Below are 20,536 nucleotides of genomic sequence, written 5' to 3'. Positions count from 1 at the left end.
GCGACCGCCCCTGCCGCGCAGCGCTGATGGTCCCGTCTGCAACCGTTGCCAGTCGTCGCAGTTGCGGTAAAGTAGCCGCCGTGTCCAGCCTGACGACCCCGCGTTCCTTCCCTTCCGCTCGCCGTGCGTGGCGATGGTGGCCTGCAGCCGTCGTCCGCCCCGCCACCGAGTCCCGGAAGGAAAGCCGTCTTGATCACCCGCGAGCAGTTCCAGCGCTACGCCGCTGAAGGTCACACCCGCATCCCCGTCGTCCGCGAAGTGCTGTCCGACCTGGACACGCCGCTGTCGGTCTACCTGAAACTCGCCGCCGCGCCGCATACCTACCTGTTCGAATCGGTGGAAGGCGGCGAGCGGTTCGGCCGCTACTCGATCATCGGTCTGCCGGTGCGCCGCGTGTACACCTTCCGCGGACACACGCTGGAGGTGCGCGACCACGGCGAGCTGATCGAGCGTCGCGAGGTCGCCGACCCATTCGCCGAGGTCGAGGCGCTGCGTTTGGCGCATTCGGTGCCCAAGCTCGACGGCGTGCCCGGCTTCACCGGCGGCCTAGTCGGCTGGTTCGGCTTCGAGTGCATCGGCTACATCGAGCCGCGCCTGGCCGGCGGCGACAAGCGCGACGAACTGGACACGCCCGACATCCTGCTGATGCTGTCCGAAGAGGTCGCCGTGTTCGACAACCTCAAGGGCCGCCTGTACCTGATCGTGCACGCCGACCCGCGCGAGGCCGATGCCTGGGAACGGGCGCAGGCGCGGCTGGACACGCTGACCGCCACCCTGCGCCAGCCCGGCGCCGGCTATCCGGCGCCGCTGGCGCGCGACGTGCTCGACGAAGGCGACTTCGTCTCCGGCTTCACCCGCGAGGGCTTCATCGCCGCGGTCGAGACGTCCAAGGACTACATCCGCGCCGGCGACATCTTCCAGGTGGTGCTGAGCCAGCGCCTGAGCGTGCCGTTCAACGCGCGCCCAGTCGACGTGTATCGCGCGCTGCGCGCGCTGAATCCCTCGCCGTACATGTATTTCCTCGACGTCGGCGACACCCAGGTGGTCGGGTCCTCGCCGGAGATCCTGGTGCGGCTGGAAGGCGGGCAGGTCACGGTGCGCCCCATCGCCGGCACCCGTCCGCGCGGCAAGACCGTGGAAGAGGACCAGGCGCTGGAAGCGGAACTGCTGGCCGATCCGAAGGAGCGCGCCGAGCACCTGATGCTGATCGACCTGGGCCGCAACGACGCCGGCCGCGTGTCGCAGGCCGGCAGCGTCGCGGTCGGCGAACGCTTCGTGATCGAACGCTACAGCCACGTCATGCACATCGTCAGCGAAGTCACCGGCACCCTGCTGCCCGGGCTCAGCTACGCCGACGTGCTGCGCGCCACCTTCCCCGCCGGCACCGTCAGCGGCGCGCCGAAGATCCGCGCGCTGGAAGTCATCCGCGAACTGGAACCGATCAAGCGCAACGTCTATGCCGGCAGCATCGGCTACCTCGGCTGGCACGGCGACGCTGATACCGCGATCGCGATCCGTACCGCGGTGATCAAGCATGGCCGCCTGCATGTGCAGGCCGGCGCCGGCATCGTCTACGACTCCGATCCGCAGGCCGAATGGGACGAGACCATGAACAAGGGCCGCGCGCTGTTCCGCGCGGTGGCCGAGGCGGCGAAGGGGCTGTGAGCGTGTCCGCCGCGCCGCGGATCGGCTTCCGCAACGACTACAGCGAAGGCGCGCATCCGCGCCTGCTCGCCGCATTGGCCGCGGCCAGCGCCGAGCAGAACGGCGGCTACGGCCTGGACCGGCATAGCGCGCGCGCCGCCGACCTGATCCGCCGCGAATGCGCCTGCGAGCAGGCCGACGTGCACCTGCTGGTCGGCGGCACCCAGACCAACCTCACCGCCATCGCCGCGTTCCTGCGCCCGCACCAGGCGGTGATCGCCGCGGCCTGCGGGCACATCGCCACCCACGAGACCGGCGCGATCGAGGCCACCGGGCACAAGGTGCTTACCGTGGACGCGGCCGACGGCCGGCTCACGCCGGAGCGGATCGCGCCGCTATTGGTCGAGCACGGCAACGAGCACATGGTGCAGCCGCGACTGGTCTACGTCTCCAATACCACCGAGGTCGGCACGCTGTATCGCAAGCATGAGCTGCTGGCCCTGCGTGGATTCTGCGATACGCACGGCCTGCTGCTGTTCCTGGACGGCGCGCGCATCGGCAGCGCGCTCACCGCCGAAGGCAACGACCTGACGCTGGCCGACGTCGCCGCGTCGACCGATGCGTTCTACATCGGCGGCACCAAGAATGGCGCATTGCTCGGCGAGGCGCTGGTGGTCGTCAACCCCGTCTTGAAAGCGGATTTCCGCTACCTGCTCAAGCAGCGCGGCGCGTTGCTGGCCAAGGGCATGGTGCTGGGCACGCAGTTCGCCGCGCTGTTCGAGGACGGCCTGTTCTACGAACTGGCCGCGCACGCCAACCGCATGGCCGCGCGGCTGCGCGCGGGCCTGGCCGCGGCCGGTGCGCAGTTCGCCTCGGACTCGCCGACCAACCAGTTGTTCGTCGCATTGCCGGCCGCCGACGTCGAGACGCTGGCACGGCGCTACGACTTCGAGCGCTGGCAGGTGCTGGGCGACGGCCGCTGGGTGATCCGGTTCGTGACCTCGTGGGCCACACAGGCCACGGCGGTCGAGACGCTGATCGAGGATTTCGCTGCGTTGACCCGAACCGGCGCGCGACGCGCCGCCGGCTGACATTCGCCAAGGAGAGGAAGGATGAAGACGAACACGATCGGTTCCTGGGTCATTGCCGCGTTGCTGGCATTGCCTGCGTTCGCCAGCGCGCAGGTCAACAGCCTGCCGTCGCAGCCGCATCTGTTGGTGAAGGGCGAGGCGCAGCGCGAGGTGATTCCTGATCGGTTCAACGTCAAGTTGACGCTGGAAGCCGTCGATGTCGCGCCGGAAGCGGCACGCAAGCGGGTGCAGGAGGATGCGACCAGCGTCCTGTCCGCCTTCAAGCAACATCATGCCCTGAGCAACAGCGTACAGGCGTCCACCTTGTCGATCGCGCCCGAACGGCGCTACGAGAACGAGCGCCAGGTGTTCAAGGGAACGAAGGTGCAACGTACCTTGTCCGCGGACTTTTCCACGCTCGACGATGTCCGCCAGTTCTTGGCGGAGTTGAAGACCAGCCAGTCCCTGCAGGTCTCCGCCATCGCTCCCGCCTACAGCAAGGAAGCGGAGGTGCGCGCCGAACTCAAGCGCCAGGCCGTCCAGCAGACGCGTGCCTCGGCGCAAGAATTGGCACGCGCTTACGGGGTGTCGCTGGGCGGGCTCTACACGATTTCCACGGTCGCTCCCAACTTCGCCTACGGAATTCAGGCAGGAACCTGGCAAGGAGGGCGAAGTCAGGCCGGTGAAAGCTACGGATATAGCCTGGACGCCATCCAGGTGACGGGCAATCGTGCGGCCGCGGCGCCATTGGCCGAATCCCTCGAAGCCGGCAGCCTCACCCTTTCCGAAAACGTCTATGCGGTCTTCCTGATCGCGCAATGAGTCCTTCGCCATGCTGCTGATGCTCGACAACTACGACAGCTTCACCTACAACCTCGTGCAGTACCTGCAGGCGCTCGGCGCCGAGGTCAAGGTGGTGCGCAACGACGCGCTCAGCGTCGAGGAGATCGAGCGCCTCGCGCCTGAGCGCATCGTCATCTCGCCGGGGCCGTGCACGCCGAACGAGGCCGGCGTGTCGCTACAGCTGATCGAGCGGCTCGGCCCGCGCACGCCGATCCTGGGGGTGTGCCTGGGCCACCAGAGCATCGGCCAGGCCTACGGTGGGCAGGTGGTGCGCGCCGGCACCATCATGCACGGCAAGACCTCGCGCATCCGCCACGAAGGCCGCGGCGTGTTCGCCGGTCTTCCGGACCGCTACGAGGCCACCCGCTACCACTCGCTGGTGGTGGAGAAGACCATGCTGCCGGACTGCCTGGAAGTGACCGCCTGGACCGAAAACGAAGACGGCACGCTGGAAGAGATCATGGGCCTGCGCCACCGCCAGTTCCCGGTCGAGGGCGTGCAGTTCCATCCCGAATCCATTCTCACCGAGCACGGCCACGCCCTGCTCAAGAACTTCCTGGAGCGATGAGCATGCGCCTGCATTCCCGATTCCTGCCCGCCGCGATCGCGCTGCTGCTGAGCGCTCCATGCCTCGCCGCGCCGGCCGCCAAGCCGGCCGCGCCGCGCTGCGCGGCCGAGGCGGTGAAGCAGGCCGGCAAGCTGCTCGCCTTCCATTCCGGCAACGACGAGCGCGCCAAGGTCGACGACACGGTCGAACGGCTGCCGTCCATCGTCAACCCGGCCAATCCGAAGCAGCGCTTCGAAGTGCTGCAGGTATGGGGCTCCATCTACAAGGGCGAGTACCGCATGCGCCTGCTGTACTACCCGATGGCCGACGGCGACTGCGTGCTGATGGGCCAGGAAATCCTCGAGCACGCCAGCCTCTGATCCTTTTCCGGGAACCGCAATGACGTTGACTCCGCAACAGGCCCTGCAACGCACCATCGAGCACCGCGAGATCTTCCACGACGAGATGGTCGGGCTGATGCGGCAGATCATGCGCGGCGAAGTGTCGCCGATGATGACCGCGGCAATCCTCACCGGTCTGCGGGTGAAGAAGGAGACGATCGGCGAGATCGCCGGCGCGGCGGCGGTGATGCGCGAGTTCTCGCGGACCGTACAGGTCGCCGACCGCGCCCACATGGTCGATATCGTCGGCACCGGCGGCGACGGTTCGCACACCTTCAACATCTCCACCTGCGCGATGTTCGTGGCCGCCGCGGCCGGCGCCAAGGTCGCCAAGCACGGCAACCGCAGCGTCTCCTCCAAGTCCGGCAGCGCCGATGCGCTGGAAGCGCTGGGCGCGGTGATCGAACTGCAGCCCGAACAGGTGGCCAAGGCGCTGGAGGCCACCGGCATCGGCTTCATGTACGCGCCGGTACACCACCCGGCGATGAAGGTGGTGGCGCCGGTGCGGCGCGAGATGGGCGTGCGTACCATCTTCAACATCCTCGGTCCGCTGACCAATCCGGCCGGCGCGCCGAACATCCTGATGGGCGTGTTCCATCCGGACCTGGTCGGCATCCAGGCGCGCGTGCTGCACGAGCTGGGCGCCGAGCGTGCGCTGGTGGTGTGGGGCCGCGATGGCATGGACGAACTCTCGCTCGGCGCCGGCACCCTGGTCGGCGAACTGCGCGATGGCCAGGTGCGCGAGTACGAGGTGCATCCGGAGGATTTCGGCATCGCCATGTCGGCCAGCCGCAACCTCAAGGTGGCCGATGCCGCCGAGTCGATGGCGATGCTGCGCGGCGTGCTCGACAACGTGCCCGGCCCGGCGCTGGACATCGTCGCGTTCAACGCCGGCGCGGCGCTGTACGTGGCCGGCGTGGCGGAGGACATCGGCGCAGGCATCGCGCTGGCGCGCGCGGCGATCGCCGACGGCCGCGCGCGCGCCAAGCTGGACGCGTACGTGGCCTGCACGCAGCGCCTGGCCGAGCTGCCCGCCTGAAGGCAGGTGGCCCCGCGTTGCAGGCCCAGGGCGTGTCACCACTCCCCGCGTGCTCGGGGAGTGATGACACGCCCTAGGCGCCGACCGCGGCGGGTAAGCGTGTTTACTGCCTGCTGGGTGCCAGCGCTCATGCACGCCGCATTCGCGTAGCGCCGCCGCGCGCACGCGCCGGGCCACGCGAATGCGGTGCCGTGCAACGTCGGCGAGGATGGCCGGCGCGGCAACTGCCACGTAAGCTTCCCCGGCGCCGCATCGGCGGCGCACGACGACAAGGAATGCCATGGCCAACCGATCCTATCTCTACAGCCTCAGCAACCGGCCCGCCGCGTACGCCGACCGGCCCGAGACGATTTCCAGCCTCTCCGAATGGGCATACGACGTGCCGTTCGTGTACCGCCTGCTGCTGTCGGCCGACCCGCAGCTGTGCGCGTCGCTGGTGGCGGAGGGTCTGGATGACGAGGACGACGAGGAAGAGGAAGAGGAGGAAGAGGAAGAGGAAGAGGGCGAAGACGCGACCCAGGGCGTGGAGAACGCCACGCAAGCGGATGCCGGCGCTGCCGATCAGCGCGTGCGCCTGCATGCGATCAGCAGTCCGTTCGCGCCGGGCCTGGCACGGGTCAGGCGCTTGGCCGAGATCGTCAAGGTCATGATCGCCACGCCTCCGGTCACGCCTCCGGCTGTGCCGTCCGCGGCGCCGTCCGACTCCCTGTTCGGACGCCTCAAGCGCCTGTTTTCGGCAGCGCCCGCCGCGCCCGCCGCCCCGGCCGTTCCTGCCGCACCCGTCGCGCCCGCCACGACGCACGAAACGGTGGAACACTTGCCGGACTGGCTGGACGAGGCGGTCGCGTTTCTGGAAGCGCACCGCGATGCCTTCCTGTTGCTGGAAACCGTCGAGCTGGACATGATGTCGGCGGGCGACGAAGCGGGGCTGCGTCGCTGCGTCGAGGAGGAGATCGAGCGCTGCCGCGCGGTGGGCGCCGCGTTCGAGGCCTTGCCGACGGACCTCCATGAGGCCGCGCAGTGGCTGCGTCGTCTGGCGGTCGAAGAAGGGGCGCCGCCGCTCGATGCGTTTCACGGGCTGCGCTTCGACGACAAGTGCGACGACGTCCGCGGCGGCACCGAGCGCCCGCTGGGACTCGGCAACTGGTCCGAGGTGCTGTATTTCGAACTGTCGAATCGGGCGCAGTTCGAGGCGCGCAGGGCCAGGGGCTGACGTCGCCGTCCTGTCGCGCCTGGTAGCTGGGCGCTGCATTCGACCGAAGCCCCGCTGCGTGGCGAACGCCGACGACCCGTTCGCCACGCGCCGACCGCCGCGCCGGGGCCCATGGTGCGACACGCATTGCGTCACTCGCAGCCCAGCGCCGACGCTGTCGCCCAATCCCCAATCCCCGCTCCCCGCTCCCCGCCGATTCAGCCCCACTTGGCCGATAATGGCCCGTCCCCCGGAATCCTGAGCGCATGAGCGACATCCTCCGCACCATTCTTGCCCGCAAGGCCGAAGAGATCGCCGCGCGCAGTGCGCGGGTGCCGCTGGCCGAGCTGGCTGCCCGCGCCTCCACGGCCCCGCCGCCGCGCGGCTTCGCCCGCGCGCTGCAGGCCGCCATCGCCAACGGCGAGCCGGCGGTGATCGCCGAGGTCAAGAAGGCCAGCCCGTCCAAGGGCGTGATCCGTCCCGACTTCCACCCCGCCGACATCGCGGTCAGCTACGAGTTCGGCGGTGCCGCCTGCCTGTCGGTGCTGACCGACGAGGACTTCTTCCAGGGCCACGACCGCTACCTGCAGCAGGCGCGCGAGGCCTGCACGCTGCCGGTGTTGCGCAAGGACTTCACCGTCGATCCGTACCAGGTGTACGAGGCGCGGGTGCTCGGTGCCGACTGCATCCTGCTGATCGTCGCCGCGCTGGACGACCTGCAGTTGACCGAGCTGTCGGCGCTGGCGCTGGAACTGGGCATGGACGTGCTGGTCGAGGTCCACGACATCGACGAATTGGAGCGCGCGATCCAGGTCCCGGTGCCGCTGATCGGCATCAACAACCGCAACCTGCGCACCTTCGAGGTCTCGCTGCAGACCACGCTGACGATGAAGGACGCGGTGCCGCGCGACCGCCTGCTGGTCACCGAGAGCGGCATCCTCGGCCCGGCCGACGTGGCGACGATGCGCGCGGCGGGCGTGCACGCCTTCCTGGTCGGCGAGACCTTCATGCGCGCCGAGGAACCCGGCGAGGCGCTGCGCCAACTGTTCTTCGACGCATGAGCGCCACGTATCCGACCCCGCGCGCCGATGCGCCGCTGGTGGTGTTCGATTTCGACCACACCCTCTACGACGGCGATTCCGGCAGCCACCTGTTCGCCTGGCTGATCCGGCGCAATCCGCTGCGCCTGGCCGCCGCGTTGCTGGCCACCCCGCTGCTGGGGCCGTTGGTGGCGATGCTGCCGACCCGGCGCACCGGCATCTCCGGCTACGTGTGGATCGCCAGCTTCGGCCTGCACCGCGCGCGCGAGTTCAACCGGGTGATCGACCAGTACGTGCTGCGCCACGAGGCGCGGATCCGCCAGCGGCTGTTGCCGCAGGCGCTGGCCGTGTTCGCCCGGCACCGCGCCGCCGGCGACCGGGTGGTGGTCGCCACCGGCGCGCCGCCGGAGCTGGCGCGCGCCATCCTGGCCTTCGTCGCGCACCAGGACGTGCCGGTGATCGGCAGCCTGATCGGCCCGCGGCTGGGTGCGGTCACCGCCACCCGCCACTGCCACAACGAGGAAAAGATGCGCATGTTGCGCGAGCTGGGCTACGCCGACATCGCCATCGCCTATTCCGACAGCACCGCCGACCTGCCGCTGCTGCGCGCGGCCGCCGCGCCGGTGGTGGTCAATCCCAAGGCCTCGGCGGTGACGCGCTTCCGCCGCGAACTGCCGGCCGCCACGCCGATCCTGAACTGGGGTTGCCGCGACCGCGCCGGCGACGCTGGCGGCGCTTAGCCGGTTCCTCGCGCCCGAGCATGCCGCGTCGCGCGGTCAGCAAGGGCGTCGCGGTGAGGATGCGTCCGTGGAGGCGCGATTGCGCGGACACGCCCGACCCGATACCGGCCACGCGTCTGCCGGACCCGACGCCCCCGCCCGGAATGCGATGACGCGGACGTGTCGGCTGCACGCACGGCTGGCGTTGCCCTCGCACACGGGCAGTGCCGGCTTCCAGGACGTCCGCAGCAGCGCGTGATCGTGCCGTGGCGTTGCATGTTCGCTGCGCTCAGTGGCCACGCTCGGCATAGGCGCTATCGCTGGACACCAGGGCGTGATGCAGCGGCACGTTCCATTGGCCCCGGTCGATGTCGTAACTGCCGAAGCTGCCCTCGAACTGCCAGTACGCCCAGGCGAAATGGCGCTTCTCCGCGGCGTTGACCACGGCCACGGTCCAGGCCAGCCGATCTGCTGGTGGTGCCTGCTCGTAAGTGCCGAATTCGCCCAGTAGCACCTGCCGGCGATGCGCCGCGGCCCAGGCCGTGATGCTGTCGAATTCGCGATACAGCTTGGCCCGGTCGGTGGCGCTGCCCCAGGTCACGCCGGTGTGATCGCGGATGTCCGCGCGCACCCAGGGCGCGCCCTGGTGGGTGAAGCGGAACGGGTTGTAGTAGTGCACGGTGACCAGCAGGTGCGGATCGTCGGGCAGGCGCAGGCTGTCGAGCGCGGTGAAGGAATTGCCGCTGGCCGGCCCGACCACCACCGTGCGCGTGGGATTGTCGCGGCGGATGATCTGCAGCGCATCGCGCAGCAGCGCGTTCCAGGCGTCGCTGCTCAGCTGTCCGCCGGGCTCGTTGAGGATCTCGAACAGCACCGAGGACGGCGCATGGCGGTAGCGCGGGGCGATCTGGCTCCAGAACGCCAGCAGCCTGGTCCGGCACAGCGCCGCGTCGGCGGCGCAGGGGTGGAAGTCGTGCTCGTCCAGGATCACGTTCAGGCCCGCCGCCGTGGCCTGGTCCACCACCGTGTCCAGCGTCCGCAGCCAGGTCGGGTCGAGGCGGTTGTCCGCGTCCATGTGCGCGAAGGCCTGCAGGTTGACCCGCACCGTGCGGAAGCCGCCGTCCTGGATCGTGCGGTACAGCGGTGGGCGGAAGCGCGCCTTGGCCGGGTCGCTCCACAGCGGGTCGTAGCCGAGGATGTTGATCCCGCGCCCGAGCCGGGCGAAGGCGTCGTCGGCCTGCGCGCGCGGCGCAGGCAGCGCCAGGCACAAGGCCAGGAAAAGCGGAATGGCACGGTGCATGGCGGTCTCGCGGGGCAGGGGCGGGGCGAGACGTGCGGCGATCGGCGGCAGCGTCCGGCCGCGATCATCGCGCGGCCCGCCCCGGGAAAAGCGAACGCGGCCTAACCGCAGATCAGGCCACCCGAGCAGATGCCTCAGGCGCCCAGATGCGGCTGTTGCCAATCCCCAATCCCCAATCCCGATTCCCGGCCTCACCCCAGCCAGCGATACAGCGCTCCGCCCACCTGATACAGGCTGATCCCCAGCACCAGCACGCCCACCGCCACCAGCACCCAGCGCTCGCGCACCCGCTTCACCAGCACCGCCGCCAGCGGCGCGGCCAGCATGCCGCCGACCAGCAGCCCGAGCACGATCTCCAGGTGGCGCACGCCCATGCTGAGCAGGAAGGTCAGCGAGATCGACAGCGTCACCAGGAACTCGGCGGCGTTGACCGTGCCGATCGTGGTGCGCGCCTGGCCGCCGCGGGCCAGCAGGGTCGAGGTCGCCACCGGACCCCAGCCGCCGCCGCCGCTGGCATCGAGCAGGCCGGCGACGAACCCGAGCAGCGGCACGCGCCGCACCTCCCGTTTCGGCAGCGCCCGTCCGGTGGCGCGCAGCAGGATCAGCACGGCCAGGCCCAGCAGGTACAGGTAGACGAACGGGCGGATGAGATCGCCGGGCAGCTGGGTCAGCACATAGGCGCCGAGCACGCCGCCGGCCATGCCCGGCAGGGCCAGGCGCAGGAACAGGCGCTTGTCGACGTTGCCCAGCGCCAGGTGCGACAGGCCCGAGGCGCCGGTGGTGAAGACCTCGGCGCTGTGCACGCTGGCGCTCACCGCCGCCGGCGGCAGGCCCATGCTCAGCAGCACCGAGGAGGACACCAGGCCGAAGGCCATGCCCAGCGCGCCATCGACCAGCTGGGCGGCCAGGCCGACCAGCACGAACCAGTAGAACGTCTCGCTCAGGACCATCGTGCCGGTCCGCGGCCGCCGCTAGCGCGGCGCGCCATCGTCGGCGCTGCGCTCAACGCGCGCCGTACAGCACCACGGTCTTGCCGCGGGCGTGCAGGATGCCGTCGACCTGCAGCTTCTTCAGCACGCGGCCGGCCATCTCGCGCGAGCAGCCCACGAGCCGCGCCAGCTCCTGGCGCGACACGCGCAACTGCATGCCCTGCGGATGGCTCATCGCCTCCGGCTCCTGCGCCAGGTCGTGCAGGGTGCGCACGATGCGGTCGGTGACGTCCAGGAACGCCAGCCGGCTGGCTTTGCGCGAGGTGTCGAGCAGGCGCTTGGACAGCTGCACGCCGATCGCGTACAGCACCCGCGGCGCATCGGCCGACAGCGAGCCGAGGAACAGCTGGTGCAGGCGCTCGTAGCTGATTTCGGCCAGCTCGCAGGGCGTGCGCGTGCGCAGGATCACCTCGCGCTGGTCGGATTCGATGAACAGGCCCATCTCGCCGACGAACTCGCCGCTGCCGAAGTAGCCCAGCACCAGCTCACGGTCGTCATCTTCCTCGGCGATGATGCTGACCGAGCCGCTGACCACGTAGTACAGGGTGCCGGCCGGATCGCCGGGCCGGAACACATCGGTCCGCGCCGGATAGCGCCGACGGTGGCTATGCGCCAGGAAGCGGTCGATGGTGGCCGTGTCCAACGTCAGAGGACTTGGAGCGATGCGCACAGGGGTTGCGGTGGAGGTGTTTCCAGGACTCATGGCGGCTTCGCTACTGCGTAATTCCCGAAGCTTAACGGGACGCGTTGCCTGCGGCAAACCAGCGCCGGCTCCGGCGTTTCGCCAGGCGCGCGTTTGGCCCATAATTGATGCCCTTTCTCCCCCGCCCATCTTTTAGAGGATCCGCCGTGGTCAAGCCGTTGCCTCGCCTGAGGCTGCAAGGTTTCAACAACCTCACCAAGGCGTTGAGCTTCAACATCTACGACGTCTGCTACGCGGTGTCCGAAGAGGAGCGCCAGCGCTACATCGAGTACATCGACGAGCAGTACGACGCCGACCGCCTGACCGAGATCCTCACCGACGTGGCCGAGATCATCGGCGCCAACATCCTCAACATCGCCCGCCAGGACTACGATCCGCAGGGCGCGTCGGTGACCATCCTGATCTCCGAAGAGCCGGTGATCGACAAGAAGCTGGCCGGCAAGGAGATCATCTCCGACGCGGTGGTCGCGCACATGGACAAGAGCCACATCACCGTCCATACCTACCCGGAAACCCATCCGCAGCACGGCATTGCGACGTTCCGCGCCGATATCGACGTCGCCACCTGCGGGGTGATCTCGCCGCTGAAGGCGCTCAACTACCTGATCGAGCGGCTGGAATCGGACATCGTGATCATGGATTACCGCGTGCGCGGCTTCACCCGCGACGTGAAGGGCAAGAAGCACTACATCGACCACAAGATCAACTCGATCCAGAACTTCCTGGCCAAGAACATCAAGTCGCGCTACGAGATGTTCGACGTCAACGTCTACCAGGAGAACATCTTCCACACCAAGATGCACCTGAAGGACTTCGACCTGGACCAGTACCTGTTCGAGGAAAAGGCCAAGAACCTCTCGTTCAAGGAGCGCATGCGGATCGAGGCGCTGCTCAAGCGGGAAATCGAGGAACTGTTCCACGGTCGCAATCTGGCCGAGTAGTCCATCACATTCGGCGGGGCGGCCCGCCCCGCGGCGCTTTGCGCTGCGACCCCTGCCGACGGCGGCCCGATGTGCAGACATCGGGCCGTTTTCGTTTTCATTTGTCTACGGAGAAAGACAATGCCATGGATCTACCTGTTGCTCGCCGGTCTGTTCGAGATCGGCTTCGCCCTCGGCCTCAAGTACAGCGAAGGCTTCACCCGGCTATGGCCGACGCTGGGCACGCTGGCCGGCGCCGGCATCAGCCTGTGGTTGCTGACCCAGGCGTTGAAGGACATCCCGCTGGGGACGGCGTATGCGATCTGGACCGGCATCGGCGCCCTGGGCACGGCCGCGCTGGGCATCGTGCTGTTCGGCGACAGCGCCTCGCCGGCGCGACTGGCCTGCATCGGCCTGATCGTGACCGGGGTGATCGGCCTGAAGCTGGTCCAGTCCTGAGCGCCGGCAATCGGGGCGCGCAGACACCTACCGCAAGTCCCTGTAGGAGCGGCTTCAGCCGCGACAGACGCCCTGGTGACATGTCCGGCATTGGCATGCCGAGACGCGCAAAGGTCGTCTCGGCCCGCGGCTCAGGCCGTGGCGGTCCGACGTGGGCGCAGCACGCGCCCGATCAGCACCTGGTGCGCGGCCGCGGCCAGCAGCGCGGCGATGGACAGCGCGATCGCCAGGCGGGTGATCACACCGCCGAGATTGCCGGCATGCTGCAACTGGTCGAGGCGGCCGAAGCGCGACGGGTCGGCGTTGGCGTAGGCGATCTCCACCGTCGCGCCGTCCAGCAGCAGCGGCCCGGCTTCGGCGGCGCTGGTCTCGAACGCGCCGCGGTGCAGCCGGCCCCGGCTCTCGAACACATAGTGGAAGCGGTAGCGCGACAGCGGTTCGGCATGCGCGCCGAACGCGCCGTCGGCGATCACCGGCACCGTCGCCACCGAGTGGTCGCGCAGGATCGCGCTGGCATGGCGGTAGTCGCCGAGCAGGTGGAAAAGCAGCGCGCCCCCGCCGAGCGCGAACAGGCTCGCGAACAGCAGGCGCGAGAGCCAGCGGGTCCGAGGCGAGGGCAGGGGGCTGTAGCGTGCGGGCATATCGGTCTGGAAGGCGGCGCAGTGCGATGGCGCGGTGCGGTAATGCGGCGGATCGGGCGGCGCCGGAATGGGTGCGCCGATCGCTGGACGGGTGGGCGGACGCGGCAACCAGTCAGCTTTCGTTCACTTTAACCCGGATCCCGCGCGAATGCCAGCACGCCGGCGCGCGCGGTCGGACGCATGCTCACAGCCGGTAGGCGACCGCCTTCATCAGCCGCGACGCCGCCGCCATCAGCGACGGGATCGGCGCCGGCAGACGCCGTGCGCCGGCCTGCTCGGCATGGTCGGCATGGCGCGCCTCATCGGCCTTCATCACCCGCAGCACGTCGCGGCTGCGCAGGTCGGCCGGCGGCAGCGTCTGCAGGTGTTCGTCCAGGTGCGCCTCCACCTGGCGCTCGGTCTCCACCACGAAGCCGAGGTTCCAGCCGTCGCCGCGCAGCCCGGCCAGGGTGCCGATGGCGTAGCTGCCGGCGTACCAGACCGGGTTGAACAGGCTCGGCCGGCTGTCCAGTTCGCGCAGCCGCGCCGCGCACCAGGCCAGGTGGTCGGTCTCTTCCTGCGCCGCCTCCAGCAGGTGCGCGCGCGTGGCCGGATCGCGCGCGACCGCGGCCTGGCCGAAATACAGGCCCTGCGCGCAGACCTCGCCGACATGGTTGATGCGCATCAGCCCGGCGGCGTGGCGGCGTTCGTCCGGCGCCAGCACCACGTCGGCGGTGGCCGCGGCCGGGTAGGGGCGCTGCGCCGGCGGGTCGCCGAAGACCGTTTCCAGTGCGCGCTGGGCCTCGACCAGGACGCGGTCGAGCGGGGTGTGCAGGCGGGGAGCCGTCATCGCGGGGCTGTGGGCGGTGGGGGACACGGGATTTTCCCTGCGGGTGGTCGCTATGCCAAGCGCCGCGGCCGGCCGTTGCCGCCTTGACCGGGCCCGCTTGCATGCGCCGCCGCTGCCGCGTAGAATTCCGCCTCTTGCGTTTCCGCAATTCACAACGCGTGGCAAAGTTCAGGCAGCGACCCTGCAGGAATCCGCCCGACCAACCGAGTCTTTCAATGAGCACCTTCACTGCTAAGTCCGAGACCGTCCAGCGCGACTGGTATCTCGTCGACGCCGCCGGCAAAACGCTGGGCCGGCTTTCCACCGAACTGGCCCGCCGCCTGCGCGGCAAGCACAAGCCGGTCTACACCCCGCATGTCGATACCGGCGATTACCTGGTGGTGATCAACGCCGAGAAGATCGCGGTCACCGGCAACAAGCTCAAGGACAAGAAGTATCACCGCTTCACCGGCTACATCGGCAACCTGAAGACCGAGAGCCTGGAGCAGGCGCTGGAGCGCCATCCCGAGCGCGTGATCGAAATCGCGGTCAAGGGCATGCTGCCGAAGGGCCCGCTGGGTCGCGCCATGTACCGCAAGCTCAAGGTCTACAAGGGCTCCGAGCACCCGCACACCGCCCAGCAGCCGCAAGTTCTGGATATCTAATCATGGCGATCTCGCAAAACTACGGCACTGGCCGCCGCAAGTCCTCCACCGCCCGCGTGTTCCTGCGCAAGGGCACCGGCAACATCACCGTCAACAACCGTCCGCTGGACGAGTTCTTCGGCCGTGAGACCGCGCGCATGATCGTGCGCCAGCCGCTGGAGCTGACCAAGAACACCGAAAGCTTCGACATCTTCGTCACCGCCGCCGGCGGCGGCACCACCGGCCAGGCCGGTGCGATCCGCCTGGGTATCGCCCGCGCGCTGGTCGAGTACGACGAAACCCTGAAGACCGAGCTGCGCAAGGCCGGGTTCATGACCCGCGACGCGCGCGAAGTCGAGCGCAAGAAGGTCGGTCTGCACAAGGCCCGCCGCGCCACCCAGTTCTCCAAGCGCTGATCCACCGCGCCTGGTGCGGAATCCTTCGGGATTCCCCTGGGATCCGCAAAAGCCCGGCTTCGGCCGGGCTTTTGTCGTTTTGGGGCCGGTTGCGCGTCGTAGTGCTGAACGAGGAATGGAATGCGGTCGCCTGACGATGGCGGCGAGCCAGGGCGAGCTGAGCCGAATATGGCGTCTGGCGGCTCTCATCCTCGGATGCCGGCCCATCGCTGGCGGGGTCGTGTTAGTGATGTGGTGCCACTCGTCAGGCTGACGCTGCGGTGGAGTGCATGCAGCTCGTATCGAGGTGAAGCGGCCAAAGGAGGCACAGGCGTCGAAGTTCGTCGCTGCGACGGCGTCGATCGAGGCTTTTCATCCGCCGACGTGCGTGATGTATCTGGTGAAAAGCTCCCTTGGAGTCCAAGGGGGCGCGCCGACAGGCGCGGGGATGTGGAGGGGGAGGGCTGGGGCCCATGCCTTGCGCAGCAAGGCGTGGGGCGCAGGCGCGCAGCGCCTGCGCAAACCCCAAACAAAAAAGAAAGGCCGATCAAGGATCGGCCTTTCTTTTTTGTTTGGCTGCCCCGGATGGATTCGAACCACCGAATGCCTGAGTCAGAGTCAGGTGCCTTACCGCTTGGCGACGGGGCAATGTCGCGGACTGCAATTATCGCACGCCTGTGGCGTGGATACCATGGTGGCTATGGGTGGACTCGAACCACCGACCCCAGCATTATGAGTGCTGTGCTCTAACCGGCTGAGCTACATAGCCTTGGTGAACCGCCAATTCTTATGGTAAACCGGGCGGCTGTCAATGGGGTTGCGCCACGCTTGTGGGCCAGGCGCGGCCATGGCAGAGTCGGAGCCAGTAGATTTTCAGGAGTCCGCATCGTGATCGATCCGGACGGCTATCGACCGAACGTGGGCATCGTGCTGATGCGGCCGGACGGTCAGGTGTTCTGGGCACGTCGTGTGCGCCGGGACGGCTGGCAGTTCCCGCAAGGCGGCATGAATACCGACGAAACCCCGGTCGAGGCCATGTACCGCGAGTTGCGCGAAGAGACCGGGCTGTTGCCCGAGCACGTCGAAGTGCTCGGCGCCACGCCCGGCTGGCTGCGCTATCGGCTGCCCAGCCGCGCCATCCGCCGCAACGAACGCCAGGTCTGCATCGGCCAGAAGCAGGTCTGGTTCCTGTTGCAGATGCAGTGCGACGAGAGCCAGCTGAACCTGGAACTGACCGAGACCCCGGAGTTCGATCACTGGCGCTGGGTCGATTTCTGGTATCCCGTGGAGCACGTGGTGCTGTTCAAGCGCGGCGTCTACGCGCGGGCGCTGCGCCACCTGGCGCCGCTGGCGCAACGCATCGCCGGGCCGGGCATCCGTTCCATGCCGGCCGTGGCGCAGGAGGCGTGGATGCCGGGCAACACCGCCGGGCACGAGCGCCCGCGCAAGCGCCCCCGCAAGCGCGGCGGGCCCTGGGCGGCGCGGATTAATAACGATTAACGGGCGGAATTGACAACCATTCTCACTTTGGTTTGAATGGGCGCTGGCGCAGTCCGCGCCGCCCGCCGCCTACGCCATCGTGTACGTCTGCATCTGCAATGGGGTCACCGATCGCCAGATCCGCGAAGCCGCCGACGCCGGCTGCTGCACCGTGTCCGAACTGACCATGCGCACCGGCTGCGGGGCCACCTGCGGCTCGTGCCTGGACATGGCCGGCGACCTGCTGGAGCGCGCCCTGCTGCGCGAGTTGCCGCTGCCCGTGCTGGGCGGCATGGCCCGCGCCGCCTGAGGCCGCGCGCGCTGTGCGCATGCGCAGCGGGATGATCACGATTCGCGTTCCTTCACCGCCGCGGTCGATTCGCTAAAGTCTGCGCTTTCCACGCATCAGCGAGCACTGCGATGAAAGGCGACAGCAAGGTCATCGAGTTCCTCAACAAGGTCCTCTACAACGAGTTGACCGCGATCAACCAGTACTTCCTGCACGCCAAGATGCTGAAGAACTGGGGCCTGAAGGAACTGGCCGAACACGAGTACAAGGAATCGATCGACGAGATGAAGCACGCCGACAAGCTGGCGGACCGCATCCTGTTCCTCGAGGGGCTGCCCAACTTCCAGGCGCTGGGCAAGCTGCGCATCGGCGAGAATCCCAAGGAAATCCTCGAGTGCGACCTGGCCCTGGAGCAGGATGGCACCATCACCCTGCGCGAAGGCATCGCCTACGCCGAGTCGATCCAAGACTATGTGAGCCGCCAATTGCTGGCCGACATCCTGGAGTCGGAGGAAGAGCACATCGATTGGCTGGAGACCCAGCTCGACCTGATCGCGCGGATCGGCGAGCCGAACTACCTGCTGACCAAGCTCGAGGACTGAGCCCGGTACGCGCCGGCGCTGTGCCTGACAGGCCCCATACGTAGCGGCGCGAACACGCCGAAGCGCGGCGTCGATCCAGGTGCCGCCCGTTCTCTAGGCGACGCTCGTTTTTCTGTAGGAGCGGCTTCAGCCGCGACGGATCCTGTCAGATCCTGTCGCGGCTGAAGCCGCTCCTACAGGAGCGTCGAGACCGCTGCGGACGTCCTGTGTCCAGCGACACTCGTACCGCAGCCGGCGTCAATGATCCGGGGACCGTCGCCTGCACCAGGGGACACCAGGGTCGCCCGCCGGCAGCAGATGCCAGGAACACCAGAAACGCCCCAATGCCACGCATCGCCTACGGCGTGGCGCGTTCGGCGGTGTCGTGCAGGGTGGTGCGGTAGCCCTTCAGTGCCAGCCGCGCGCGCGCGAATTCGGCGATGACCAGCGCCACCGCCACCGCGGGACGCTCCAGTTGATGGGCGCGCACGCCCGCCTCGATGCGCAGGGCCGCGGCCGATAGCGCCAGCGCACCGACATTGGCGGCCGAGGACTTCAGCGTGTGGGCCGCCTCGCGCAGCGGCTCCAGCTGCGGGACCGCGGCGGCCTGTTCCAAACGCTGGATCAGCTGCGGCGCATCGCCCAGGAAGAGTTCGACGATCTGCGCGGTGGTCGCGCTGCCGGCGAGTTCGCGCAATTCGTCGAGCACGGCGATGTCCAGCACCGGCAACGGCGTCGGCGGGAGCGGCTCGGCGTACGGCGTCGCGCTGGTGCTGGTCACGGCTGGCGCCGGGCCGCTGTCCGCAGCAAGCGGCGCGGATGCGGGCGCAGGCGCAGTCCCCTGTGCCGTTGCCTGCGCATTCGTCGGTGCGGGGGCGCTGGCGGCAGCCGCGTCGCCGTGTGACGGCGCGGTCCCGGCATTGGCGGCGCGATGCGGCAGCCAGCGCTGCAGGCAGGCGGCCAGCAGGTCGCGGTTCACCGGCTTGGACAGGTAGTCGTCCATGCCCGCGTCCAGGCAGCGCTGGCGGTCGCCGGCCATCGCATTGGCGGTCATCGCCACGATCGGCATCCGTTCGCGCCCAGCCGCCGTCTCGCACTGACGCCATTGGCGCGTGGCGGCGTACCCGTCCAGCACCGGCATCTGGCAGTCCATCAGCACCAGGTCGTAGTGGTTCGCGGCCAGTTGCGCCAGCGCCGCGGCGCCGTCGGTGGCGTGGTCGCTGCGGTAGCCGAGCAGATCCAGCAGCTTCTGCGCGACCATCAGGTTGACCGGGTTGTCCTCGACCAGCAGCAGGCGGTAATCGGCGCTGGGCGAGGCCGGTCCGGCAGTGGCCTGTTCCACGTCCGCCATCGCCGGCAGTGGCGCCGGCGCCGCCGCGTCGGCCGCGGGCGCCGGCATCGCCTGCGCGCTGGCGAGATCGGGCGCGGCGAACGCGAGCATGCTGCGCACGTCCAGGTCCGCCGCCTGCCGCGGCAGCAGCGCGCCGTGGGCACGGATCTCCTCGGGGATCTCCACCTCGCCGTACAGCCAGATCAGGCGCGGCGTGTGCGGCGCCGGCAGCCGCATCACCGCCCGGTGCAGCGCGCGTGCGCTGTTGCGCAGGCCGTCGAGGTCGCCGATCACCAGGTCGTAGCGGACCGCGGCGGCGTTGCCGTCGCGCAGCCGCTCCAGCGCTTCCTGGGTCGAGTCGAGCTTGCTCAGTTGCACACCCCAACCGGGCAGCAGCAGTTTCAGCCGCTGGTACAGGCGCTGGTCGGCGCCGACCAGCAGCGCGTGTTGCCGCGGCAGGGCGCCCTGCGTCTGCGGCAGGTCGCCGATCACCTTCAGCAGCGGGATCTCGAACCAGAAGGTGGCGCCCTGGTCGCTGCCCGATTCCACCCCGATGCGTCCGCCCATCAGGTCCACGATGCGCTTGCAGATCGCCAGGCCGAGCCCGGTGCCGCCATACAGGCGGGTGGTGGAGGCGTCGGCTTGGGTGAAGGAGCGGAACAGGCGCTCCTGCTGCTCGGCGCTGATGCCGATGCCGGTGTCGCGCACCTCGAACCGCAGCAGGTGCTGCGCCGGGGTTTCGCCGAGGCGGCGGATGCGCAGGTCCACGCCGCCGCGCGCGGTGAACTTGATCGCATTGCCGATCAGGTTGCCCAGCACCTGGCGCAGCCGCAGCGGATCGCCGCGTACCGGCAGGCGCACCGCCGGGTCCAGTTGCAGCGCCACGCGCAGGCCCTTGGCCTCGGCCGGGCGCTGCATCAGCTGCAGCACGCCGTCGAGCAGTTCGCGCAGGTTGAAGGTGGTGATCTCCAGTTCCAGCCGGTTCGCTTCCAGCTTGGAGTAGTCGAGGATGTCGTCGACGATGCGCAGCAACTGCAGCGAGGAGTCGTTGGCGGCGCGCAGCATCTCGCGCTGGTCGTCGCCGAGCTGGCCGCGCGCGATCAGTTCCAGCATCGGGATGATGCCGTTGAGCGGGGTGCGGATCTCGTGGCTCATCGTGGCCAGGAACTCGCCCTTGGCCATCACCGCCGCCTCGGCCGCCTGCTTGGCCTGCACCAGTTCGCGTTCCAGCCGCTCGCGCAGGTGCACGTCGCGCTGCAGGGCGTCGCGTTCGCTTTCGGCCAGCGCCGCGCGCGCCAGCGCCGCGTCCAGCGCGCGCGCCTGCTGCCGCGCGCGCCAGGCCGCGAGCGCGGCCAGCAGCACCGCGGCGCCGATGCAGGCCGGCGCCAGCAGCGGCCAGGGCGCCGGCGCCAGTCCCGGCACCGCCAGCAACGCGCCGGCGACCGCCAGCGCCGCGCTCGACGCGGCCAGCCACGGCAGGGGCCGGCGCCGGCGTGCGGGCAT

At 69.0% G+C, this 20,536-nt stretch carries 22 protein-coding genes and 2 tRNA genes; 16 read left to right on the top strand and 8 right to left on the bottom strand.

What is annotated here, in order from left to right; translation table 11 throughout:
* The first annotated feature begins 189 nt into the window (after window positions 1-189).
* The 9 genes from trpE (at window position 190) to AB3X07_RS20800 (ending at window position 8,516) form a co-directional block, all read left to right on the top strand.
* Window positions 190-1,665, top strand: coding sequence for an anthranilate synthase component I (trpE, locus tag AB3X07_RS20840; RefSeq protein WP_369940874.1), 1,476 nt, complete (start codon window positions 190-192; stop codon window positions 1,663-1,665).
* Window positions 1,662-2,735 (top strand): threonine aldolase family protein, encoded by a 1,074-nt coding sequence (locus tag AB3X07_RS20835; RefSeq protein WP_369940872.1) that lies wholly within the window; start codon window positions 1,662-1,664, stop codon window positions 2,733-2,735. The genes trpE and AB3X07_RS20835 overlap by 4 nt, the downstream gene beginning before the upstream one ends.
* A 21-nt stretch (window positions 2,736-2,756) precedes the next feature.
* Window positions 2,757-3,536: an SIMPL domain-containing protein gene (locus AB3X07_RS20830; RefSeq protein ID WP_369940870.1), complete on the top strand. Its 780-nt coding sequence runs from the start codon at window positions 2,757-2,759 to the stop codon at window positions 3,534-3,536.
* Between the two features lie 10 nt (window positions 3,537-3,546).
* Window positions 3,547-4,125, top strand: coding sequence for an anthranilate synthase component II (locus AB3X07_RS20825; protein ID WP_369940869.1), 579 nt, complete (start codon window positions 3,547-3,549; stop codon window positions 4,123-4,125).
* Window positions 4,126-4,127: 2 nt separating this feature from the next.
* Complete coding sequence (locus tag AB3X07_RS20820) at window positions 4,128-4,484, top strand: hypothetical protein (protein WP_369940866.1); 357 nt, start codon at window positions 4,128-4,130, stop codon at window positions 4,482-4,484.
* Between the two features lie 19 nt (window positions 4,485-4,503).
* Entirely contained in the window at window positions 4,504-5,544 is a 1,041-nt protein-coding gene (trpD, locus tag AB3X07_RS20815; protein ID WP_369940864.1) for an anthranilate phosphoribosyltransferase, read from the top strand.
* Between the two features lie 280 nt (window positions 5,545-5,824).
* Window positions 5,825-6,757, top strand: a complete 933-nt coding sequence (locus tag AB3X07_RS20810; protein WP_369940862.1) for a hypothetical protein — start codon at window positions 5,825-5,827, stop codon at window positions 6,755-6,757.
* Window positions 6,758-7,002: 245 nt separating this feature from the next.
* Entirely contained in the window at window positions 7,003-7,797 is a 795-nt protein-coding gene (gene trpC / locus AB3X07_RS20805; protein ID WP_369940860.1) for an indole-3-glycerol phosphate synthase TrpC, read from the top strand.
* Window positions 7,794-8,516 (top strand): haloacid dehalogenase-like hydrolase, encoded by a 723-nt coding sequence (locus AB3X07_RS20800; protein ID WP_369940858.1) that lies wholly within the window; start codon window positions 7,794-7,796, stop codon window positions 8,514-8,516. Before trpC ends, AB3X07_RS20800 begins: the two co-directional genes overlap by 4 nt.
* 268 nt (window positions 8,517-8,784) lie before the next feature.
* Here AB3X07_RS20800 and AB3X07_RS20795 read toward each other — a convergent pair whose 3' ends face one another.
* The 3 genes from AB3X07_RS20795 to crp all read right to left on the bottom strand — a co-directional run bounded on the left by AB3X07_RS20795 (window position 8,785) and on the right by crp (window position 11,487).
* On the bottom strand, window positions 8,785-9,795 hold the full coding sequence (locus AB3X07_RS20795; protein ID WP_369940856.1) for a glycoside hydrolase family 5 protein: 1,011 nt from the start codon (window positions 9,793-9,795) through the stop codon (window positions 8,785-8,787).
* A gap of 191 nt (window positions 9,796-9,986) precedes the next feature.
* Window positions 9,987-10,745 carry a sulfite exporter TauE/SafE family protein gene (locus AB3X07_RS20790; RefSeq protein WP_369940853.1) on the bottom strand — a complete coding sequence of 253 codons (759 nt, stop codon included), beginning with the start codon at window positions 10,743-10,745 and terminating at the stop codon, window positions 9,987-9,989.
* A gap of 52 nt (window positions 10,746-10,797) precedes the next feature.
* Window positions 10,798-11,487, bottom strand: a complete 690-nt coding sequence (gene crp, locus AB3X07_RS20785; protein WP_046979198.1) for a cAMP-activated global transcriptional regulator CRP — start codon at window positions 11,485-11,487, stop codon at window positions 10,798-10,800.
* A 146-nt stretch (window positions 11,488-11,633) separates the two neighbouring features.
* Between crp and speD the strand changes: the two genes are divergently transcribed.
* Entirely contained in the window at window positions 11,634-12,428 is a 795-nt protein-coding gene (gene speD / locus AB3X07_RS20780) for an adenosylmethionine decarboxylase (protein WP_369940851.1), read from the top strand.
* 120 nt (window positions 12,429-12,548) lie between these two features.
* On the top strand, window positions 12,549-12,866 hold the full coding sequence (gene sugE / locus AB3X07_RS20775; protein WP_369940850.1) for a quaternary ammonium compound efflux SMR transporter SugE: 318 nt from the start codon (window positions 12,549-12,551) through the stop codon (window positions 12,864-12,866).
* Window positions 12,867-12,997: 131 nt separating this feature from the next.
* Here sugE and AB3X07_RS20770 read toward each other — a convergent pair whose 3' ends face one another.
* Complete coding sequence (locus AB3X07_RS20770) at window positions 12,998-13,615, bottom strand: hypothetical protein (protein ID WP_369940849.1); 618 nt, start codon at window positions 13,613-13,615, stop codon at window positions 12,998-13,000.
* Between the two features lie 76 nt (window positions 13,616-13,691).
* Window positions 13,692-14,336 carry a 2-polyprenyl-3-methyl-6-methoxy-1,4-benzoquinone monooxygenase gene (gene coq7, locus AB3X07_RS20765; RefSeq protein ID WP_369944830.1) on the bottom strand — a complete coding sequence of 215 codons (645 nt, stop codon included), beginning with the start codon at window positions 14,334-14,336 and terminating at the stop codon, window positions 13,692-13,694.
* A gap of 215 nt (window positions 14,337-14,551) precedes the next feature.
* Between coq7 and rplM the strand changes: the two genes are divergently transcribed.
* A complete protein-coding gene (gene rplM, locus AB3X07_RS20760; RefSeq protein ID WP_184412931.1) occupies window positions 14,552-14,980 on the top strand; it encodes a 50S ribosomal protein L13 in 429 nt (142 codons plus the stop codon).
* Window positions 14,981-14,982: 2 nt separating this feature from the next.
* A complete protein-coding gene (gene rpsI / locus AB3X07_RS20755; protein ID WP_369940847.1) occupies window positions 14,983-15,375 on the top strand; it encodes a 30S ribosomal protein S9 in 393 nt (130 codons plus the stop codon).
* A gap of 552 nt (window positions 15,376-15,927) precedes the next feature.
* On the opposite strand, the gene AB3X07_RS20750 is transcribed toward rpsI, so the two are convergent.
* Together AB3X07_RS20750 and AB3X07_RS20745 are read right to left on the bottom strand one after the other, a co-directional pair.
* Window positions 15,928-16,002, bottom strand: a tRNA-Gln gene (locus AB3X07_RS20750).
* Between the two features lie 44 nt (window positions 16,003-16,046).
* A tRNA-Met gene (locus AB3X07_RS20745) sits at window positions 16,047-16,123 on the bottom strand.
* Between the two features lie 119 nt (window positions 16,124-16,242).
* Between AB3X07_RS20745 and AB3X07_RS20740 the strand changes: the two genes are divergently transcribed.
* From AB3X07_RS20740 to bfr, 3 genes are all read left to right on the top strand, one after another.
* A complete protein-coding gene (locus tag AB3X07_RS20740; protein ID WP_369940844.1) occupies window positions 16,243-16,854 on the top strand; it encodes an RNA pyrophosphohydrolase in 612 nt (203 codons plus the stop codon).
* Window positions 16,855-16,933: 79 nt separating this feature from the next.
* Complete coding sequence (locus AB3X07_RS20735; protein ID WP_369940842.1) at window positions 16,934-17,143, top strand: (2Fe-2S)-binding protein; 210 nt, start codon at window positions 16,934-16,936, stop codon at window positions 17,141-17,143.
* Between the two features lie 110 nt (window positions 17,144-17,253).
* The gene (bfr, locus tag AB3X07_RS20730) at window positions 17,254-17,724 is read left to right on the top strand and encodes a bacterioferritin (RefSeq protein WP_369940840.1); all 471 of its coding nucleotides are present in this window, start codon (window positions 17,254-17,256) and stop codon (window positions 17,722-17,724) included.
* Window positions 17,725-18,061: 337 nt separating this feature from the next.
* Here bfr and AB3X07_RS20725 read toward each other — a convergent pair whose 3' ends face one another.
* A complete protein-coding gene (locus tag AB3X07_RS20725; RefSeq protein ID WP_369944829.1) occupies window positions 18,062-20,503 on the bottom strand; it encodes an ATP-binding protein in 2,442 nt (813 codons plus the stop codon).
* Between the last annotated feature and the right edge of the window lie 33 nt (window positions 20,504-20,536).

Source organism: Xanthomonas sp. DAR 35659 (genome assembly GCF_041242975.1).
Classification (GTDB): domain Bacteria; phylum Pseudomonadota; class Gammaproteobacteria; order Xanthomonadales; family Xanthomonadaceae; genus Xanthomonas_A; species Xanthomonas_A medicagonis.
This window is presented reverse-complemented; position numbering and strand designations above follow the sequence as displayed.

Bases quoted from the DNA above. Each gene is read 5' to 3' on its own strand.
- AB3X07_RS20810 (WP_369940862.1), top strand. From the start codon at position 5,825: ATGGCCAACCGATCCTATCTCTACAGCCTCAGCAACCGGCCCGCCGCG.
- AB3X07_RS20830 (WP_369940870.1), top strand. From the start codon at position 2,757: ATGAAGACGAACACGATCGGTTCCTGGGTCATTGCCGCGTTGCTGGCA.
- coq7 (WP_369944830.1), bottom strand. From the start codon at position 14,336: ATGACGGCTCCCCGCCTGCACACCCCGCTCGACCGCGTCCTGGTCGAG.
- bfr (WP_369940840.1), top strand. From the start codon at position 17,254: ATGAAAGGCGACAGCAAGGTCATCGAGTTCCTCAACAAGGTCCTCTAC.
- AB3X07_RS20790 (WP_369940853.1), bottom strand. From the start codon at position 10,745: ATGGTCCTGAGCGAGACGTTCTACTGGTTCGTGCTGGTCGGCCTGGCC.
- crp (WP_046979198.1), bottom strand. From the start codon at position 11,487: ATGAGTCCTGGAAACACCTCCACCGCAACCCCTGTGCGCATCGCTCCA.
- AB3X07_RS20800 (WP_369940858.1), top strand. From the start codon at position 7,794: ATGAGCGCCACGTATCCGACCCCGCGCGCCGATGCGCCGCTGGTGGTG.
- trpD (WP_369940864.1), top strand. From the start codon at position 4,504: ATGACGTTGACTCCGCAACAGGCCCTGCAACGCACCATCGAGCACCGC.
- rplM (WP_184412931.1), top strand. From the start codon at position 14,552: ATGAGCACCTTCACTGCTAAGTCCGAGACCGTCCAGCGCGACTGGTAT.
- rpsI (WP_369940847.1), top strand. From the start codon at position 14,983: ATGGCGATCTCGCAAAACTACGGCACTGGCCGCCGCAAGTCCTCCACC.
- trpC (WP_369940860.1), top strand. From the start codon at position 7,003: ATGAGCGACATCCTCCGCACCATTCTTGCCCGCAAGGCCGAAGAGATC.
- AB3X07_RS20820 (WP_369940866.1), top strand. From the start codon at position 4,128: ATGCGCCTGCATTCCCGATTCCTGCCCGCCGCGATCGCGCTGCTGCTG.
- sugE (WP_369940850.1), top strand. From the start codon at position 12,549: ATGCCATGGATCTACCTGTTGCTCGCCGGTCTGTTCGAGATCGGCTTC.
- AB3X07_RS20795 (WP_369940856.1), bottom strand. From the start codon at position 9,795: ATGCACCGTGCCATTCCGCTTTTCCTGGCCTTGTGCCTGGCGCTGCCT.
- AB3X07_RS20825 (WP_369940869.1), top strand. From the start codon at position 3,547: ATGCTGCTGATGCTCGACAACTACGACAGCTTCACCTACAACCTCGTG.